Source organism: Halorientalis pallida, from assembly GCF_049605515.1.
GTDB lineage: Archaea > Halobacteriota > Halobacteria > Halobacteriales > Haloarculaceae > Halorientalis > Halorientalis pallida_A.
Window position 1 is genome coordinate 327,303 of the sequence record NZ_CP187158.1, and the last position, 17,797, is coordinate 345,099.

The following is a 17,797-nucleotide window of genomic DNA, read 5'->3' on the forward strand; positions in this document are numbered from 1 at the left end:
GGCACACGGCCAGTCAGGGTCCTGGATCGAGAGTGTCGAGGTGGTGACGCGCCTGCGCGAGTGCGCCTTCGTCGTCCTCGGCGAGGTAGTGACCGACGGCCTGTGCGGCCCCGATCAGGGCCTCGCTGTCGGCCAGCGACACGTCGCCGTCGAGTGCGTCGACGCGTTTGCGGTGTTCGCTCAACGAACTCAGGAGGTCGCGAGCCAGTTCGTCCGGGTTGTCCTCCAGGTAGGTGCGCAACTCGTCGTGGTAGTCCGCGACGGCGCTGGCGTAGGCCAGCCCCCGCGCCGCCCGCATCGACTCGGGAACGGTCGACGGGCCGGGACGTTCGCCGTGGTCGGCACCGCGCAGGAGTTCCAGCACGTAGTACTCCTCGTCGTCGGCGATGCGCATACTCCGGTCCAGTTCGAGCGCCGCGTGGGCGAGTTCGAGCGCGGCGAGGTAGGTGTCGCCCAGCGGACGGAGTTCGCCAGCGTCGATGAACCCCTGCTGTCGCACGTACTCCCGACACCGTTCGGCGGCGTCGGTGGCCAGCTCGGGCAGTGGTGCGTCGTCGATGCGGTCACGTACGTCGGTCAGATCGAGTGACACCGCGCTCGCGGTGTGTTCCTTCCGGTCGTCGACGCCGACGCTCCGGAGGCTCCCACACTGCGGGCACTCCACACTGCCGGTGTCGTAGTACGACCAGCGCGTCCCACAGGACTTGCACTCCCGGTCCCCGCGGATCTTCATGCCTGCCCCTTTCGGTGCCAGCCTCAAAACTGGCGCGCTCTCCACAGTTTCGGCTCGCGTGAGTGTGAAAATACTTGACGCTCCCGTCCGTCACGTTGCATATGCGCGACGAAGAGGAAATCCGCGAGCAGTACGAGTTCCTGAAGGAACAACTCGACGACGAGAACATGAACCACCAGGGCGTCAGACAGATGTTCACGTACTACAAGCGGGCCCTCGGGTGGGTCCTCGAAGAGGAGTATATCTGATCGGTCACTCTTTTCGACCGAGATTTAACGCGTACGAACGACTTACTCCCAGAAGTTGAAAAGTAACAGCAAACTGCCGGACGGCGAATAGAATTGGCGTGGCCGGTACATTTAAGTAATTATGGCTATTGCGTTCAGGTGACGCTTCGCTTGGAGGGCCGAAGCGTCAGCGGGGACCAATTCAGGGCGGCAAGCAACCACGCGGGGTCTTTTCACCCCCGCGTGGTTTGCTTTCCATTCGACGTGAATCAACGATCGAACAGCCGAGGAACCGCGGTTATTTGATGCTGAGCGACCCGTCGGAGCCGCTGGTGTCTTCGTCCCACTCGAGTTCGAACTCGATGCTGAGTTCGCCGGGCGCGTCGGTCGGCCCCTCGCGCTCGGCTTTGACCTCGAACTCGACGTTCGTGGGCGGTTCCATCGTGACGGACTGATCGCCCGCTTCGAGTGTGATCGGCCCCCCGTCGTCCAGTTTGTCGGCCACCGTTCGCAGGTAGGTCGCGACGTTTTCCCGGCTCTGGACGCGCTCGGTCTCGAACAGCACTTTTTCCGGCATGGATTCCCCGTAGGACGCCACGGAAGATAAACGTGGCAGTCGACGGGCAGGCAACCGGTACGTGACTATCGGCTGAAAGATTGACCAGCGATAGGTTCGCCGCTGTTTCCTCGATGTGATACGACGGATTCCGCACGAAATCGACCCGCTAACGCCCGCGGACGTATCGAGGTTCGATATATTTATGATATTCCGACAGTAACTCGAATGTGGACATTACCGATGTACGACCTGACAGGATTCCAGCGTGACCTGCTGTACGTCATCGCCGGCCGGGAGGAGCCACACGGGTTGGCGATCAAGGAGGAACTCGAGGAGTACTACGAGAAGGAGATTCACCACGGCCGTCTCTACCCGAACCTCGACACGCTCGTCGACAAGGGTCTCGTCGAGAAGGGGCAACGCGACAGGCGGACGAACTTCTACAGCCTGACCCGGCGCGGTCGGCGGGAGATCGACGCCCGGCGCGAGTGGGAAGAACAGTACGTCGACCTCTGAGACGGCGGGCGTGGTGGCGGGTCACGGATCCCTCGACGGCTGGGACCGATCACTAGCTCAGTTTTCGTGGTCAGCGGTCCCCTCGTCTCGCGTCTCGTCGCTGTCTGTGTCTGTGGAACCGGTCTCTCGCTTTTCGTCCGAGGAGCGTCCGTCGTGGTGGCCGCCGTCGGCGACGCTCGCCTCGGGGCCGTCCGGTGGCGGGGTCGTCTCAGTTTCCGTCAGGTACGTCGGATCGACTGCGACGGGGCGGATCGTCGTGCCAGCGAGCAGTTCCGGGAGGACGATCCGCGCGAAGTGAAAGACCAGCACGAGGATGATCGGACCGAGGAAGATGCCGTGCCAGCCAAACAGCAGGGGGCCGAGGATGTACGCGAACATCACCAGCCCGATGTGGAGGTTCCGGCCGGAGACGTACGGTCGGAGGATGAAATCGGGCAACAGGTCGACGATGACGATGGTCACGCCGGCGACGAGCGCGACGAAGCCGAAGCCACCGTCCTGGAGATACGCCGCGTAGCCGAGATACCCCAGCATCGGGACGTAGACGATCTTCATGCCCACGACGGGGATGAGGCTGGCGACGCCGGTCAGGACACCCAGCAGAGCGGGATAGGGGATCTGTAGACTCTGTGGGCCAACCAGGTTGAGCAGGTTGAACGAGATCGCGCCGATCGCACCGGTGACGATGGCGTTGAGGATGTTGCCGAAGAAGATGCTCGCGAAGTCCTGATCGACCGCCCTGGCGTACGTCTCGAGGACGCCGCGGTCGTCGCCGAACTGGATGAACCACCGGGACAGGCGACTGCCGTCCTTGAGCATGTAGTACGCCAGGGCGAACATCACGAACAGGTGGAGCAGGCCGTTCCCGATGAAGCCGATGTAGTCGAGCGCCGCGAGGACGGTGGACTGTGCGGTTTCGACGCTCGCTTGATCGATCAGCGTCGAGGGGTTCTCCACGATTCCGGAGACGGGAACGTACGGTTCGACCAGTCCCATCACGGGGCCGAGTTGCTGGCCGTTGAGCTTCGAGAGTTCCTGCAGGGCGATGGCGATGGTGTACGCGAGCAAGGCGACGGCTGGCAGTGCGAAGACGGCGAGCGAGAGGGCCGCAGCGACACTGCGTCGCCGGATGCGCCGCCGGATCCGCTTGTACGCTGGCCGCGTCGCGTAGTAGATGAAGATGGCGAACACGAACGTACCGATGAACGTGTGCACGACGTAGGCGACGGTCAGCGTGAACACGGCCGCGAGCCCCCACCAGAACGCTCGCGTCCGGTCGACGTCGAGATCGACCATGCCTCCCCTTTTTTAGCGTACCTAATAAGAACCCCGGAGGACAGTGGTAGTGACTGCCGTGGTACTTAAACCGATCAAGGTCGTACGGTGAGGGGTGAGTCCCGTCCTGCAGACGATCCCCGCGCCGCTGGACGCCGAGGTGACGCGGCTCGTGCTGGCCGCGGCCCTGGGGATGTTCCTCGGGCTGGAGCGGGAGTGGGCACAGAAGACGGCTGGCATCCGAACGTTCGCCCTCATCAGCCTGCTCGGTGCCGTCTTCACCGTGCTCGGGATGGAACTCCTGCTGGTCGCCGGGGCCGTGCTGGTGGTCGTCCAGGGTGTCGTCCTCGCGGTCGAGGGTCTGCTGACGGAGGAACGGGGGCTCTCGCTGACGACTTCTGTCTCGATGCTCGTCGCGTACGGCGTCGGGGCGCTGGTCGCCGATGGGTACGTCGCCGAGGGCGTCACGGTGGCCGTGGTGTCGTCGCTGTTGCTGGTCCTCAAGCGGGAACTCCACAGCTTCGCCTGGGGACTGTCCCGCCGGGAGTTGCGGTCGGCGACGGAGTTCGCCATCCTCGCGTTCGTGGTGTACCCCCTCCTGCCCGCGGGGGCGCGGCGCTTCACGGTCGCCGGCCTCACCGTGTCGCTGGAACCCCGCGTCGTCTGGCTGATGGTGGTGACCGTGGCGGGCATCGGCATCGTCAACTACGCTATCGTCCAGACCTACGGCAGTCGCGGCATCGCAGTGACGGGCTTTTTCGGCGGGTTGGCCTCCTCGACGGCCGTGGTCGGGACGATGCTCGATCACGTCCGCCAGCACGACCGGGCGACCTCCTACGCGGTGGCCGCCGTGTTGCTGGCCGACGCGGCGATGGCCCTCCGGAACCTCGTCATCGCTCTGGTGTTCACGATCCAGTCGGGGATCCTGCTGGGTGCGGTCGTCCCGCTGGGGGCCGTGATCGTCGGGAGCGTCGGGGTCGCTGCCTACTCCGCCGACTGGCGCGAGTCCGTCGACATCGACCTCCAGAGTCCGTTCTCCCTGCGCCGGGCGCTCGGGTTCGGCGTCGTCTTCCTGTTGATCGTGCTGGCCGGGAGCGTCGCACGCCAGCTGTTCGGTACCGCCGGGTTCTACGTGACCGCCGCCATCTCGGGGTTCGTGTCCAGCGCGGGCGCGACGACTTCGGCCGTCATCCTGTATCGCGGTGGCTCGCTCACCGGTCCAGAGGCGGTGTTCGCGATCCTGCTCGCGACCGCCGCGAGCATCCTCGTCAAGGCGGGCCTGACCGTCGCCAGCCCGAACCGCCGGTTCGCCTACCGGGTCACCGCCTGGAGCCTCGCCCTCATGCTCGGGGCGACGCTCGTGACGGTCGCGATGGCGGCCTGAAGATCACGCCACGGGACGACGGGCGCAGTAAAGATTGCCGAAACCGGACGAATTATTTATCGGATCGGCAACCGAACTGGAGTCATGGACCGGGACAGCGTCGAGCCGCAAGTCGAGGAGTTGCCGGGGGAGCGCGCGCGGGATCAGGTGTCGTACCACCACGAGACGGCCGCGCCGAGTACGTACGTCTACGAGTTCGTCTGGGACCACACGGCCCCGGCCACGGGACCGTTCTGTACCGACGTGGACGGCAACGTCCTGATGGACTTCACCGCCCACGTCGGGGCGGCCCCGCTAGGCTACGACAACCCGACCCTCCGGGAGCGCCTCGACGAGTTCGATCTGACCGATCCCACGAAGATCGCCGGCCAGGACTTCTACGCGGCCAGCGGCCCGCCGGGTGACGCGCCGATCCCCGGCCCGGCGGACCTGATGGACCGCCTCGTCGACGTGTCCGACCACTACGGCATGGATACGGTCTTCCTCTCGAACAGCGGGGCCGAGGCGGTCGAGAACGCCATCAAGATCAGCTACGACCACACCGCCGGGAAGTACGCGATCACGTTCGAGGGGGCCTTCCACGGCCGGACGCTCGGCGCGCTCTCGCTCAACCGGTCCAAGGAGGTCTATCGGCGACGGTTCCCCGAGATCTCGGCCGTCCACGACGTGCCCTTCTGTACCGACCGGACCTGTGACCCGGGGAGTTGCGGCTGTGGGTTCTTCGTCGAGGACGGCTCGCGGCTCCGGCGGATGCTCGGGCCGGGCGGGTTCGTGAACCCCGAGGAGGTGGCCTACGTCATCGTCGAACCGGTACAGGGCGAGGGGGGCTATCGGTTCCCCAGCGACGCGTTCGTCGAGGAACTGGCGGCGGTCGTCGACGAACACGACCTCCTGCTGGTGGCCGACGAGATCCAGTCCGGGATGGGGCGCACGGGGGAGTTCTGGGCGTCGGATCACTACCCGTTCGACCCGGACGTGATCGCGGCGGCCAAGGCCCTCCGGGTGGGTGCGACCATCGCCAGCGAGGACGTGTTCCCCGACGCGGAGAGCCGACTCTCCTCCACCTGGGGCGCGGGCGATCTGCTGGCCTGCGCACAGGGGGCGATCACTATCGACGTGATCCGGGAGCAGGGGCTGATGGACAACGCCCGCGAGCGGGGCCGCCAGTTCCGGGAGACCTTCGACGGCGGGCCCGCCGTGACCGACGTGCGCGGCACGGGGCTCATGCTCGCCGTGGAATTCGATACGAAGGCGCGCCGCGACGACGTGATGGACGCGGCCTTCGCTCGCGGCCTGCTCACGCTGGGCTGTGGCCGGAAGACGCTCCGAATCCTCCCGCCGCTGGACGTGACCGAACGGGAGATCGACCTCGGCGCGACGCTGCTGGGAGCGGCCGTGGACGCCGCCAGTTGATCCGGCAACTGTGACCGGTTCGTTCCCGATGTCTGACGAAGATTTACAAGGTGTGGTGTGGTACCACTTCGCATGTCCTCGGAGCCAGCCGGATCGGACGACGGTGTCGCGCCGCGGGTACAGGAGTTCGCGGTCACGCAGAACAACACGTTCGAGTTCATGCCGGGACCGCTGACCGGCATCTCCTGTCCCTGCTGTTTCAAGGATATGCTGTTGAAAGACGTGATTCGACTCGGGGAGTGTAACAGCTGTGGCGCGGACCTGGAGCTGACGCTGACGGCCGAAACGGACGATTCGGGGTAGGGGCCGTCGCCCCGCGAACGAGCGGCTAGAACTGGTAGCGGCGGTCGTCTTTCTGCTGTTGCTGGGGGAACTGGCCGCCGGTCATCTCCTCGAAGGTCATCCCCGAGAGGTACTCGTCGTAGGTCACGTCGTAGGCGTTCCGGAGGTGGAAATCGAGGTTCCCGGTCTCGACGGCGGTCTGGAACTGCATGTGGACGGCCCGACGGATCAGCTCGCCCACGTCGTCGGGTTCCATCGCCGCGACGAGCATCGCCAACTCGTTGCGCGTCTCCCGGTCCAGGTCCACGTCGACGGACTCGCCCAACTCCGAGTAGTTCTCCTCCACGTCGTCTGTGAGGTCGTCGAGGCTCATGGCTGGCACGTGGCGACGCCCGAGGAAACCGCTTTCGGCTGGTCGTGACCGCCGTTCCCGACCCGAAGTGTTAATACACACACTCGTACCACTTTGTAACTATGACAGATAATCGAACGGAGAGATCTCGACGAGGTGGATCGGTCACGCGGCGGCGAGTACTCGCGGCGGCGGGGGTCGCGACGGCTGGCGCAATCGCGGGCTGTGCCGGCGACTCCGGCGGAACGCCGACCGACGGCGGTGACGACGGGAGCGATGGTGGTGACAGTGACGGCGACAGCGGAACGCCGACGGACGCGGGCCCACGGACGAGCGGGGGCATCGAGGTTTCGGGGGAGAGTACCGTCGACCCGCTCGTCGTGGACGGGCTGGAGCGTCAGGGTGGGAACGAGGACAAGGTGGTCATCGTGACGACCGTCCGGAACGCGGGCGAGCAGACGACGGACGTCTTCGAGTACAACTACGACCTGGCGCTGTACGACGCAGACGGGGCGGAGATGGGGACGAACACCGGGTTCGGGACCACCGGTGACACCGAGGTCGCGCCCGGCGAGTCGGCGGCGATCAACGTCAGCAAGTCGGTCGAAGGCGACGTGTCTGCGGTCGCCCGCGCCGAGGTCACGGTCAGTTGCGAGGGGATGTTCGCGGAGGGCTCGTACTGCGAGTCCTGATCGGACGGCGGCGGGTCCGGCCCCGAACCGCCACGCGTAAGCGGGGATCGGCCCTACGCCGTGTCGATGAGTGAGGACGCTCCCGCGGCGCTGTCCGGGGTGGACGAGACGGCCGTCAGGACGGCGCTGATCGAGTGGTACGAGGCGGACCATCGGGACTACCCCTGGCGTCGGACCGAGGACCCCTACGAGATTCTGGTCTCGGAGGTGATGAGCCAGCAGACCCAGCTCGACCGCGTGGTCGACGCGTGGGAGGCGTTCCTGGACCGCTGGCCGACCGTCGCCGACCTGGCCGCGGCCGACCGCGCGGACGTGGTCGGATTCTGGACCAGTCACAGCCTCGGCTACAACAACCGCGCGAAGTACCTCCACGAGGCCGCCGAGCAGGTCCTGACCGAGTACGACGGGGAGTTCCCACGCGACCCCGACGAACTCTCCGAGCTGATGGGCGTCGGTCCCTACACCGCCAACGCGGTGGCCTCGTTCGCGTTCAACAACGGGGATGCGGTGGTCGACACGAACGTCAAGCGCGTCCTCCACCGCGCCTTCGACGTGGCGGACGACGACAGCGAGTTCGAGCGTGCGGCCCAGCAACTCATGCCCGAGGGCGAGTCCCGTATCTGGAACAACGCGATCATGGAACTCGGTGGGGTGGCCTGCGAGAAGACGCCATCCTGTGACGCGGCGGGGTGTCCCTGGCGGGAGTTCTGTCACGCCTACGAGACGGGGGATTTCACCGCGCCGGACGTGCCCACCCAGCCCGAGTTCGAGGGGAGCCGTCGGCAGATGCGCGGCCGTGTCGTGAGCGCGCTCAAGGACGACCGGGAACTCGCGCTCGACGACCTGGGGCCGAAAGTCCGCGTCGACTACGTCCCCGACGGGGAGTACGGTCGCGAGTGGCTGCGCGGGCTCCTCGGGGATCTGGCCGACGACGGGCTGGTATCGGTCGACGAACGCGACGGCGATACCGTCGCCCGGCTCCGGAAGTAGCCGCCGGCGGACTCACTCCTCGGTGACGCCGACGATCCACCGCCACCGCTGTTCGAGGGTCCCCTCCAACTCGGCCAGCAGTTCGTCGGCCCGCTCGATCCGGGCCTCGGTCGAGAGCCTGGGGTAGAGCCGCGCCGCCATCGCAGGGATCGAGTGAAACTGCCGCACGTCCGCCGCCGTCGTCGCGAACCGCCAGACACCCGTCTCGACGGCGAACGCGTCCTCGAGCGCCGTCCGGACTGCGCCCGCGTCGGCCGGCGACCGGGACTCCCGGTCGAGGTCGGCGAACACGTCGGTCCCGTCGGCTCGCACCCAGCCCAGCGGGGCGACGGCCCCGACCACGCCGCCCGGACTGAGGACGCGTGCGGCCTCGCGGGCCGCGGCCGCGGGTTCTGGCGTGAGAAAGAGCGAGGCGGTGAAGGCAACGGCGTCGAACGCCCCGTCGGTGAAGGGGAGGCTGTCGAAGTCGCCCTGGACGCGCTGGCCGACCGCGACCTGCCGAACCATCTCGTGGCTGAGATCGAGCGCGACCGTCCGCGCGCCGCCGTCGGCGAACACGCGTGTGCTGATACCCGTTCCGGCTCCGGCGTCGAGGATCGTGTCGAACCCGCCGGTCCGCCGGCGCATCTCCGCCCGGAGGAGCCGCGCGAGCGCGGTGAACCGGCCGGTTCGGCGCTCGTAGGCGTCGTACGCCGAGACACTCTCGTCGAAGTTCGCGCGGACGGCCGCTTTCATACCCCTGTCCAGGGGTAGCGCCGAGATAGTGCTTGTCACTCCTCGCTCCGTGAGCCGCCGCCGACCTGTGTCTCCTGACTCTCGTTCCGGCCGCCGGCGTGGACGATCTCGAACAGTTGCCCCCAGTTCTCGGTCTTCTGGCTCCGTGACCGCGACCGACCGGTGTTTAAGCCCACGCGGTGCGACAAGGGCGATATGTCACGACCACGCGTCGCCGCGATCTGTGGGAGTCTCCGCGACGAGAGTCACACCCGCAAAGGCCTCGAACACGCCCTCGATCGGGCCGCCGAGACCGGCGGCGAGACGGAACTGCTCGACCTCCGGGAGTGGGACCTCCCCGTCTACGACGCCGACGCGAGCGATGCCGGCGACGCCGGGGCGTTCACGGACCGAGTGCGCGAGGCCGACGCCATCCTGCTCGGGACGCCCGTCTATCACGGGTCCTACGCCACACCGCTGAAGAACGCGCTGGATTACTGCGGGTTCGACGAGTTCGAGAACAAGACCGTCGGCCTGCTCGCGGTCGCGGGCGGGAGTTTCCCGATCACGGCGCTGGAACACCTGCGCTCGGTCTGTCGTGCGCTGAACGCGTGGGTCCTGCCACACCAGGCCGCGATTCCGAAAGCCAGCGATGCCTTCGAAGGTGACGCCACCGACTGGCGGTTCGTCGACGAGGGCGCGGCCGACCGGGTGGCGGTGCTGGGCGAACGGGCCGTCGAGTACGCGACCATCGAACCCGACCCGCCCTGTCTGGAGAGTGCGGAGAACGTCGGCGCGGACGACTGACCGGCGGTCCCCGCGCGAGCGGAACCCGCAACCGTCAAGCCCGAAGACCCCCTACTTCGGGTGTGACCCAGTGGGTCGAGAATCCGACGGGCGGGCGTGATCGCGGTCCGGTCGCGGTCGCGCGAGCGTGGGCCGAGGTGCTGGTGCGTCCCCGCCGGTTCTTTCGGGCCGGCGTCGCGCCGGGTGACCAGGCTCCGGGCCTGATCTTCGCGGCCGTCGTCGTCCTGATCGAGGAACTGACGCGGCTGGCGCTGATCCCGAACGTCTATCCGGTCGTGGCCGGGCAGCCGGTCGCTTCCCGCGCCCTGTTTCTCGCTCTCGCCGTCGTCCTCGTGATGCCGGCCGCCCTGCACCTGACGGCGGCGCTCCAGACGCTGATCCTGATGGCGACCGCACCGGACCGTGGCGGCGTCAGCGAGACGGTGCAGGTCCTGGCGTACTCGACCGCCCCCTGCGTGTTCGCCGGCCCGGCGATTCCCGAGTTGCGAGTCGCCTGCACAGCGGTCGGGGCCCTCCTGCTCGTCGTCGGCACGGCCGAGGTCCACGACCTGCCCTACTGGAAGGCAGTGCCGGTCGTCGCGGTGCCGGCGGCTATCGTCTTCGGCTACGGCTTCCGCGGGTTCGGGGCGGCGAGCGCGGTGCTGGCCGAGGTTGGGGTCTCCCTACCGTTTTAACCGTCGGCGGGCGAACGCCCGGTATGCTCAGTCTGCAACTCGACGAGTTCATGATCGAACTCAAGGAGGGCTCGATCAAGAACGTGGGGCCGACGAACAAGGACGCGACCGCGAAACTGTACGACGTCGAGGGCGTCGACGTGCGGGAGTTCGGCGACAAGCGCGTGAAACTCGCCTTCGAGGACGGTGAGGGCAACGAGGTCGAGGTCGCGCTCTTTCCCGACGAAGCCCGCGAAGTCGCTCGCGGGATCGAGATGCTGGAAGACGAGAGCGAGGTCTTCGAGTGAGCGGCCAGCGGGCCGTGGCATCGTGGGGCGGCAGTCCCGACGGGGATCGGTGCGCGCTCGGCGGGGGCGAAATTCCCGGCGCGATTCGACAACAGTTTTAGGCCGGGTCTGTTTGCTTCCGGTAATGGGAAGCTGTATCATTTGCGGAACGTCTGTCGAAGGTCACATCTGCGAGACACACCAGCAGGACGTGGTCTTCGAATTCCGCGGTACGAACGCAGACCAGCTGACGCCGGGGCGATTCTACCGAGGGACGGTCGACGGGTACGCCGAATTCGGCGTGTTCGTCGACATCGCGGACCGGGTGACCGGTCTCCTCCACCGGAGCGAACTCGACCAGCGGCTGGAGAGCCTCGAGTGGGAGCCAGGAGACACCGTCTTCGTCCAGGTCAAGAACGTCCGTGACAACGGAAACATCGACCTCGGGTGGTCGATCCGCCAGTCCGAACGCGAGTTCCGCGGCACGCTGATCGACGACCCCGAGGAGGACTTCGCCCTGCTGAAAGAGAACGTCGAAGACGACGACGAGGACGATGACGACGGGCCGGTCCGCCACACGGTGGGGCAGGTCCCCGACAAGAGCGAGCGCGACGACACGCGGGAGACGGGCCAGACCGGCGCACCCGCAGACGAGGAGTCGGGATCCGAGAGCGACGACACCGAGATCGAGACAGAGGCAGCCGACGCCGGCGGTTCGGGCGGCGCGGCCGTCGTCGAGACGGAACCCCAGACCGACGGCGAGCAGACCGCCGTCGAGCGCACGCAGGTCGCCGTCGAGACCCTCGAAGACCGGGTCGGCGACGACGTACGTATCGAGGGCGAGATCGCCGACATCCGCCAGACCAGCGGCCCGACGGTCTTCGAGCTTCGCGACGAGACCGGCGCCGTCGACTGCGCCGCGTTCAAAGAGGCCGGCGTGCGCGCCTATCCCGAAGTTGAGGACGGCGACCTCGTCAGGCTCGACGGTGAAGTCCGCCGTCGCCGCGGCGAACTCCAGGTCGAGACCGAGGCGCTGGTCGTCCTCGAAGACGACGAGCACGCGGCCGTCTCCGAGCGGATGGCCGACGCGCTGACCGAGCAGGCTCGGCCCGAGGACGTAGAGCCGCTGGCCGACGACCCCGCGGTCGATGGCGTCATCGACGGCGTGCGCGAGGCCGCGACCGCGATCCGGCGCGCCGTCCTCGAAGACCGACCGGTCGTCGTCCGGCACAACGCCACCGTCGACGGCTACGTCGGCGGCGTCGCCATCGAGCGCGCGACCCTCCCGCTGGTCCGCGACCAGCACGGCGCGGCCGACGCCGAGTACCACTACTTCGACCGCCGGCCGCTCGAAGACGGCGTCTACGACATGCAGGACGCCACCCAGGACGTGACGGGGATGCTCGACAACCGCGAGCGCCACGACGAGAAACTGCCCCTGTTCGTGTTCGTCGCCGCGGGCGCGACCCGCGAGTCGATGGACGGCTTCGACCTGCTGTCCGTGTACGACGCCGACCGCGTGGTGCTGGACGCCGCGGAGGCCGACCCCGAAGTCGGCGACGCCGTCGACACGCTGGTCTCGCCGTCGCTGACCGAGACCGACGCCGAGACGACCGCGAGCGCAATCGCCGCGACCGTCGCCGCGCACGTCGACGAGGACGTGCGCGAGGAGATCGGTCACCTCCCCGCCGTGAGCTTCTGGGAGGACGCGCCCGAGTCCTACGTCGACCTGGCCGCCGAAACTGGCTACGACGCGGACGACACGCGCGAGATCCGCGAGGCAATCGCGCTGGAGGCGTACTACCAGTCCTACGAGGACAAGCGCGAACTGATCGCCGACCTGCTGTTCCCCGAAACGGACGACGAGCGCGGGCTGGCGAGCCACGTCAGCGAGCAGTTCCGGACGAAGATGGACGCGGAGATCGAGACCGCGGAGGCGAACCTCGAACACCGCGACGTGAACGGGATCGAGGTCGCCGTGCTGGACACGGACGCCTTCGCCCACCGCTACGAGTTCCCGCCGACGAACCTCCTGCTCGACGAACTGTTCCGTCGCCACCGCGACGACGTGGACGTGGTCGTCGGCCTCGCCGCGGACGAACTCTTCCTGCGCTCGACCTCGGCACTCGACGTGCGCGCGGTCGCGGCGAGCGCCGCCGAGGAAGCGCCCAACGCCGGGCTCCACGCCAAGAGCACCCGCGACGGCTGTCTCGAATTCCTCTCGGGCGAGCGCGACGCCGTCCTGGACGCCGTCCTCGACGCGGTCGCAGACGTGGCCTGACGGAGACTGTCCGCCACAACGTTCATTTCTCTCGCTCCGATAGCCGCTGGCGATGCACCGAGCGTCCGCCCCCGGTCCCCTCGCCGCAGTGTTCGCCCACCTCCCCTGCTCGCGCGACGACCTGACGCACCTGCTGGATTCGGTCGGTATCGGGTCCGACCCCGACCCGGTGCGGGAACCCGCGACGGCGGCACACGTCCCGGCACGGCCGGGCCGACTCCCGCCGTTCGAGACGGTCACCGTCGCCGAGCGTTCGGATGCGAGTGACGACCGCGCGCCCTCCCACGGTGTCACCGTCTGGAACGCCGGCCCGAAACGCACGCTGACGGTAGCCGTCGAGTCGGCCGGCCGCGGCGACCTGCTCGAAACCGAGCGGACGCTCCACCCGGATCGTCCCCTCAGAATCGAACTCGGACAGGCCGACGCGTACACGGTCGCGGTCGGTGACGGCGATCTGCTGTACGAGGTCACCGTCGACCCGGCGTGGTTCGACCGCGACGCCGCCGTGACCGATATCGTGGTCGACGACGGGGGTGAGGTGCGGTACAGCACGCTCGCCGAGTGACAGGACGAGTGCCTCCTGTCACTCGCGCAACTTTTAAGCGCGGGGCCGGTGTCGCGTGAGCCATGCAGCGCCGCCGTGCGTTCCTGGGATTACTCGTGGGTGGCTACCTGTTCGGTGACCGCTGGGGGACGCTCAGCGGCGGGGATGGGGCCAGCGCGCAACCGCCCGGTGGGCGGATTCCGAAGGGGTCGTTCTCCTTCGAACCGGCAGTTGCCGAGCCAATCGAGACGCTGACGGCCGGCGACCCCGACGCCGACCGGGACCCGTACTACACCGGCCAGCACCGGTCCCTCTGGAACGACCGGTCGACCTGTTCGTTCGGACTGGTGATCACCGGGCTGGAACACGGGACCGTGCTGGACTGGCAGGGTGAACTTGGAACGGGCGAGTACGTCACCGCCGAGTTCCAACAGGCTGACCAGTACCTGGTGACGCTCCACGTCGACACCGTCGACGACTCGTGGTACTGGCTGGGCATCGACCGTTCGTGGTTCGACTGTAACAGCTCCAGTACCACCGTCGTCGTTCGTCCGGGGGGCCGCGTCGAGCGTGGCGGTTCGTCGACGCTCATCAACTGTCCCCGTCCCAGACAGTACCGGGCCCCGAAACCCGGTGATTTCGACCCTGCATAGCCCAAGCCGACACCCTTATTCTCGCGACGCGTCCACTACTGACCACGCGGCAATGAGCACGGAGACGACCGACCCGACCGAGACGGAGGCGTTCGAGCAGGTCTGTGAGGAGCTGGTGGACCGAATCCTCGCGGGCGAGTTGGAACGCGACGAGGTCGAGCAGGCCAAACTCGAAGTCTGCTCGGAGTTCTCCTCGCCGAAGGTACCCAAGAACTCCGAGTTGCTCGACTACGCCCCCCTCGAACGCCGGGAGGAGTTGGAGGAAGTCCTCCAGCGCAAGCCCGTCCGGACGGCGTCGGGCGTCTCCCCCGTCGCCATCATGACCTCGCCCGAGCGGTGCCCGCACGGAAAGTGTCTCTACTGTCCCGGCGGGCCCGACTCGGAGTTCTCCAGCGCCCAGAGCTACACGGGCCACGAGCCCGCGGCGGCCCGCGGGAAGCAGAACGACTACGATCCCTACGGGCAGGTCACGCTCCGGCTCGAACAGCTCCGGGAGATCGGGCATCCCGTCGACAAGGTGGAGTTGATCCTGATGGGCGGGACGATGACCGCCCGCTCCCACGACTACCAGGAGTGGTTCGTCAAGCGGGCCATCGAGGCGATGAACGACTACGACGCCGACACCCAGCCCGAACCGGCCGAGGGCGAGAGCTTCGCCGAGGACCCCGGGGAGGTGGAGTTCAGCTACCTCGAAGACGTGATCGCCGAGAACGAGGTCGGCGACGTGCGCAACGTCGCGACCACGTTCGAGACCAAGCCCGACTGGTGTGACCCCGAGCAGATCGACCGGATGCTCGATCTGGGCGGGACGAAGGTCGAGGTCGGCGTCCAGACCACGTTCGAGCGGATCAACCGCGAGATGCACCGCGGCCACGGCGTGCAGGACTCCATCGACGCCAACCGCCGCCTTCGTGACTCCGGGTTCAAGGTCGGCTTCCACATGATGCCCGGCCAGCCCGGCATGTCGAAGGAGATGTGTCTCGAAGACTTCCGGCGGATCTTCGAGGAGTCGGAGTGGCGGCCCGACTACCTGAAGATCTACCCGACGCTGATCGTCGAGGGCACGGCGACCTACGACATGTACCATCGCGGCGACTTCGAGCCACTGGGCAACGAGGAGGCCGCCGAACTCGTCGCGGAGATCAAGTCGATGATTCCCGAGTACACGCGCCTCCAGCGCGTCCAGCGGGACATCCCCGCGGACTTCATCGAGGGCGGCGTCTGGAAGTCCAACCTCCGGCAACTGGCCCGCCAGCGGATGGACGAGCACGGCTGGACCTGTGACTGCATCCGCTGTCGCGAGGTCGGGATGAACGACGAGGAACCCGACCAGGTCGAATTGCAGGAACTCTCCTACGAGGCCGGCGGCGGCACCGAACACTTCCTCTCCTTCGAGGACCCAGAGAAGGACCTGCTGATCGGGTTCTGTCGGGTGCGGTTCCCGAACGATCCCGTCAGGAAGGAGCTAGAGAACGCCGCGCTGGTGCGGGAACTCCACGTCTACGGGAGTCAGGTCGGCGTGGGCCAGCAGAGCGAGGACGATCAGCACCAGCATCGGGGCTACGGGCGGCGACTGCTGGAGCGGGCCGAACGGCTGGCGGTCGAGAACGGCTTCGAGAAGCTGTCGGTCCTCTCGGGGATCGGCGTCCGGCAGTACTACCGGGAGAAACTGGACTACTACCAGGACGGGCCGTACGTGTCCAAGCGGTTGTAGCCTTTTCAGGGCGTTCAGAGGGCGGATTCGCCGTCGGAACCCAGCGAGACGTAGTGGCTCCCGCGAAGCACGTCGACGCCGATGAACACGAGGACGAGGCCGCCGACGATTCCGGCCACGAAAAAGGTGTAGTCCATCGACGTGGCGGTGCCTTCGATCACCGGGTTCAACAGCGTCAGGGGGAACCCGACGCCGAGGAACACGTCCGCGCCGCCGACGAACTGGTGCCAGGAGATGGACCAGTCGCCGACCTCGACTTCGTCACGTTTGGCGGCGACGACGAACAGCAGGCCGCCGATCCCGAGTAGCAGGGTGCCGACGGCGTTGTATGGGTCCTCGATGACGCCCAGCAGGAGCGTCGGGAACGAGGTTACCGCCAGGATGACGCCGGCGAACAGGTAGATTCTCCGTCGCATGACCCTACCTCCCCGCCCCAGGGCAAAGAAGCTCCCGACAGCGGGCGAGTGGCCCGCTGGGTGGCGACCCGAGGCAGGGGGAACTTTGACCCTCGCACCCGAATCACGGGTATGGCTGACGATATCGCAATCGTCGGAGCCGGTGCGGCGGGCGCGGGTGCCGCCTACGCGCTGGCCGACGCCGACGCGACGGTCACCGTCTTCGAAAAGAGCCGGGGGGTCTGTGGCCGTGCGGCGACGCGCCGCCACGGTGACTGCCGGTACGACCACGGTGCGAACTATCTCAAGTCCGACGACGACCGTGTCTCAGAACTGGTGACCGAGGAACTCGACACCGAGGGACTGGTCGACATCGCGGAACCCGTCTGGGTGTTCGACGCCGACGGCGACATCTCCGAGGGGCGGGACGCCGACGACCACAAGTGGACTTACGAGTCGGGGATCACGGGGCTGGCCAAACGACTGTTCGAGCGGACCGACGCGACGATCGAGAACGGCGTCCGCGTGTCCGAACCCGTCCGCGAGAACGAGGGCTGGCGGCTCTACGATACCGACCACGAGGATCTGGGTCACTTCGACGCCGTCCTGCTCACGCCGCCGGCACCCCAGACCGCGGATCTGCTGGGCTGTGCGAACTGGGAACATCGACTCTGCCGGGAGTTACGCGAGGCGGTCGCCGTGGTGCCCTACCGGACCATCGTCACGGCCGTCCTGCACTACCCCTTCGAACTGGACCGACCCTACTACGCGCTGGTCAACACCGACGACGGTCACGACGTGGGCTGGCTCTCCCGCGAGGAGTGCAAGGACGGGCACGTTCCCGACGGCGAGAGCCTGCTGATCGTCCAGATGAGTCCCGACTGGTCGGTCGACCACTACGACGCCGACGAGGAGACAGTTACGACCGCCGCCGCCGAGCAGGTGGCCGACCTGCTGGGCGACGACCGACTGATCGATCCCGACTGGACGGACACCCAGCACTGGCGCTACGCGCTGGCCGACGACGGTGTCGCCGACGAGGTAGTCGACCGGGCGGCCGACCACGGCCTCTACCTCGCGGGCGACTGGGTGGCCGGCGAAGCCCGCGTCCACGCTGCCCTCCGGAACGGGCTGGAGACCGGCGCGCGGATCGCCGACCGCTGACTCCGTCGCGAACATCTCCGAAAACGTACCAGATTTCTGGTTTTTGTGATGGGTATTTAAGTCGGAGCCAAAAAATCGTGTACGTCAATGCCACGCGGGAGACGGTACGACGTACCACGGCACGCGCATCGAGACGCAGTGATCGCTTCGACTGACGCCGGC

The 17,797-nt window shown here is 67.3% G+C and carries 22 protein-coding genes; 15 read left to right on the forward strand and 7 right to left on the reverse strand.

What is annotated here, in order from left to right; genetic code table 11:
• Window positions 1-13: 13 nt before the first annotated feature.
• Window positions 14-733 (reverse strand): DUF7117 family protein, encoded by a 720-nt coding sequence (locus tag ACOZ4N_RS03200; RefSeq protein WP_424018497.1) that lies wholly within the window; start codon window positions 731-733, stop codon window positions 14-16.
• Between the two features lie 101 nt (window positions 734-834).
• Here ACOZ4N_RS03200 and ACOZ4N_RS03205 point away from each other — a divergent pair, with 101 nt between their 5' ends.
• The gene (locus ACOZ4N_RS03205; protein WP_169302358.1) at window positions 835-981 is read left to right on the forward strand and encodes a hypothetical protein; all 147 of its coding nucleotides are present in this window, start codon (window positions 835-837) and stop codon (window positions 979-981) included.
• Between the two features lie 277 nt (window positions 982-1,258).
• On the opposite strand, the gene ACOZ4N_RS03210 is transcribed toward ACOZ4N_RS03205, so the two are convergent.
• A complete protein-coding gene (locus ACOZ4N_RS03210) occupies window positions 1,259-1,537 on the reverse strand; it encodes an amphi-Trp domain-containing protein (RefSeq protein WP_424018498.1) in 279 nt (92 codons plus the stop codon).
• A 222-nt stretch (window positions 1,538-1,759) separates the two neighbouring features.
• Here ACOZ4N_RS03210 and ACOZ4N_RS03215 point away from each other — a divergent pair, with 222 nt between their 5' ends.
• Window positions 1,760-2,035, forward strand: coding sequence for a PadR family transcriptional regulator (locus ACOZ4N_RS03215; protein ID WP_077207569.1), 276 nt, complete (start codon window positions 1,760-1,762; stop codon window positions 2,033-2,035).
• 57 nt (window positions 2,036-2,092) lie between these two features.
• Here the strand turns inward: ACOZ4N_RS03215 and ACOZ4N_RS03220 are convergent, their stop codons facing one another.
• Complete coding sequence (locus ACOZ4N_RS03220; RefSeq protein ID WP_424018499.1) at window positions 2,093-3,331, reverse strand: AI-2E family transporter; 1,239 nt, start codon at window positions 3,329-3,331, stop codon at window positions 2,093-2,095.
• 94 nt (window positions 3,332-3,425) lie between these two features.
• Between ACOZ4N_RS03220 and ACOZ4N_RS03225 the strand changes: the two genes are divergently transcribed.
• From ACOZ4N_RS03225 to ACOZ4N_RS03235, 3 genes are all read left to right on the forward strand, one after another.
• Window positions 3,426-4,694 (forward strand): MgtC/SapB family protein, encoded by a 1,269-nt coding sequence (locus ACOZ4N_RS03225; protein WP_424018500.1) that lies wholly within the window; start codon window positions 3,426-3,428, stop codon window positions 4,692-4,694.
• An 84-nt stretch (window positions 4,695-4,778) separates the two neighbouring features.
• Window positions 4,779-6,107 carry an aminotransferase class III-fold pyridoxal phosphate-dependent enzyme gene (locus ACOZ4N_RS03230; RefSeq protein WP_424018501.1) on the forward strand — a complete coding sequence of 443 codons (1,329 nt, stop codon included), beginning with the start codon at window positions 4,779-4,781 and terminating at the stop codon, window positions 6,105-6,107.
• A gap of 72 nt (window positions 6,108-6,179) precedes the next feature.
• The gene (locus ACOZ4N_RS03235) at window positions 6,180-6,410 is read left to right on the forward strand and encodes a hypothetical protein (protein WP_424018502.1); all 231 of its coding nucleotides are present in this window, start codon (window positions 6,180-6,182) and stop codon (window positions 6,408-6,410) included.
• Window positions 6,411-6,435: 25 nt separating this feature from the next.
• Here ACOZ4N_RS03235 and ACOZ4N_RS03240 read toward each other — a convergent pair whose 3' ends face one another.
• A complete protein-coding gene (locus ACOZ4N_RS03240; protein ID WP_424018503.1) occupies window positions 6,436-6,762 on the reverse strand; it encodes a hypothetical protein in 327 nt (108 codons plus the stop codon).
• 101 nt (window positions 6,763-6,863) lie between these two features.
• Here ACOZ4N_RS03240 and ACOZ4N_RS03245 point away from each other — a divergent pair, with 101 nt between their 5' ends.
• Window positions 6,864-7,433, forward strand: coding sequence for a hypothetical protein (locus ACOZ4N_RS03245; RefSeq protein ID WP_424018504.1), 570 nt, complete (start codon window positions 6,864-6,866; stop codon window positions 7,431-7,433).
• A gap of 66 nt (window positions 7,434-7,499) precedes the next feature.
• Window positions 7,500-8,423, forward strand: coding sequence for an A/G-specific adenine glycosylase (locus ACOZ4N_RS03250; RefSeq protein ID WP_424018505.1), 924 nt, complete (start codon window positions 7,500-7,502; stop codon window positions 8,421-8,423).
• 12 nt (window positions 8,424-8,435) lie between these two features.
• Here the strand turns inward: ACOZ4N_RS03250 and ACOZ4N_RS03255 are convergent, their stop codons facing one another.
• The gene (locus ACOZ4N_RS03255; RefSeq protein ID WP_424018506.1) at window positions 8,436-9,158 is read right to left on the reverse strand and encodes a class I SAM-dependent methyltransferase; all 723 of its coding nucleotides are present in this window, start codon (window positions 9,156-9,158) and stop codon (window positions 8,436-8,438) included.
• A 35-nt stretch (window positions 9,159-9,193) separates the two neighbouring features.
• Window positions 9,194-9,334, reverse strand: a complete 141-nt coding sequence (locus tag ACOZ4N_RS03260) for a hypothetical protein (protein ID WP_424018507.1) — start codon at window positions 9,332-9,334, stop codon at window positions 9,194-9,196.
• 19 nt (window positions 9,335-9,353) lie between these two features.
• Between ACOZ4N_RS03260 and ACOZ4N_RS03265 the strand changes: the two genes are divergently transcribed.
• The 7 genes from ACOZ4N_RS03265 to ACOZ4N_RS03295 all read left to right on the forward strand — a co-directional run bounded on the left by ACOZ4N_RS03265 (window position 9,354) and on the right by ACOZ4N_RS03295 (window position 16,076).
• Window positions 9,354-9,944, forward strand: a complete 591-nt coding sequence (locus ACOZ4N_RS03265) for an NADPH-dependent FMN reductase (protein ID WP_424018508.1) — start codon at window positions 9,354-9,356, stop codon at window positions 9,942-9,944.
• A 62-nt stretch (window positions 9,945-10,006) separates the two neighbouring features.
• Window positions 10,007-10,618, forward strand: a complete 612-nt coding sequence (locus ACOZ4N_RS03270; protein WP_424018509.1) for a YIP1 family protein — start codon at window positions 10,007-10,009, stop codon at window positions 10,616-10,618.
• Between the two features lie 23 nt (window positions 10,619-10,641).
• Complete coding sequence (locus ACOZ4N_RS03275; RefSeq protein WP_424018510.1) at window positions 10,642-10,905, forward strand: hypothetical protein; 264 nt, start codon at window positions 10,642-10,644, stop codon at window positions 10,903-10,905.
• A gap of 124 nt (window positions 10,906-11,029) precedes the next feature.
• Complete coding sequence (locus tag ACOZ4N_RS03280; protein WP_424018511.1) at window positions 11,030-13,165, forward strand: DHH family phosphoesterase; 2,136 nt, start codon at window positions 11,030-11,032, stop codon at window positions 13,163-13,165.
• A 52-nt stretch (window positions 13,166-13,217) separates the two neighbouring features.
• Window positions 13,218-13,730 carry a hypothetical protein gene (locus ACOZ4N_RS03285; protein WP_424018512.1) on the forward strand — a complete coding sequence of 171 codons (513 nt, stop codon included), beginning with the start codon at window positions 13,218-13,220 and terminating at the stop codon, window positions 13,728-13,730.
• 62 nt (window positions 13,731-13,792) lie between these two features.
• On the forward strand, window positions 13,793-14,362 hold the full coding sequence (locus ACOZ4N_RS03290) for a hypothetical protein (protein WP_424018513.1): 570 nt from the start codon (window positions 13,793-13,795) through the stop codon (window positions 14,360-14,362).
• 52 nt (window positions 14,363-14,414) lie between these two features.
• A complete protein-coding gene (locus ACOZ4N_RS03295; protein WP_424018514.1) occupies window positions 14,415-16,076 on the forward strand; it encodes a tRNA uridine(34) 5-carboxymethylaminomethyl modification radical SAM/GNAT enzyme Elp3 in 1,662 nt (553 codons plus the stop codon).
• 14 nt (window positions 16,077-16,090) lie between these two features.
• Here ACOZ4N_RS03295 and ACOZ4N_RS03300 read toward each other — a convergent pair whose 3' ends face one another.
• The gene (locus ACOZ4N_RS03300; RefSeq protein ID WP_424018515.1) at window positions 16,091-16,492 is read right to left on the reverse strand and encodes a hypothetical protein; all 402 of its coding nucleotides are present in this window, start codon (window positions 16,490-16,492) and stop codon (window positions 16,091-16,093) included.
• Between the two features lie 111 nt (window positions 16,493-16,603).
• On the opposite strand from ACOZ4N_RS03300, the gene ACOZ4N_RS03305 reads away from it, so the two are divergent.
• A complete protein-coding gene (locus tag ACOZ4N_RS03305) occupies window positions 16,604-17,635 on the forward strand; it encodes an NAD(P)/FAD-dependent oxidoreductase (RefSeq protein WP_424018516.1) in 1,032 nt (343 codons plus the stop codon).
• Window positions 17,636-17,797 lie beyond the last annotated feature (162 nt).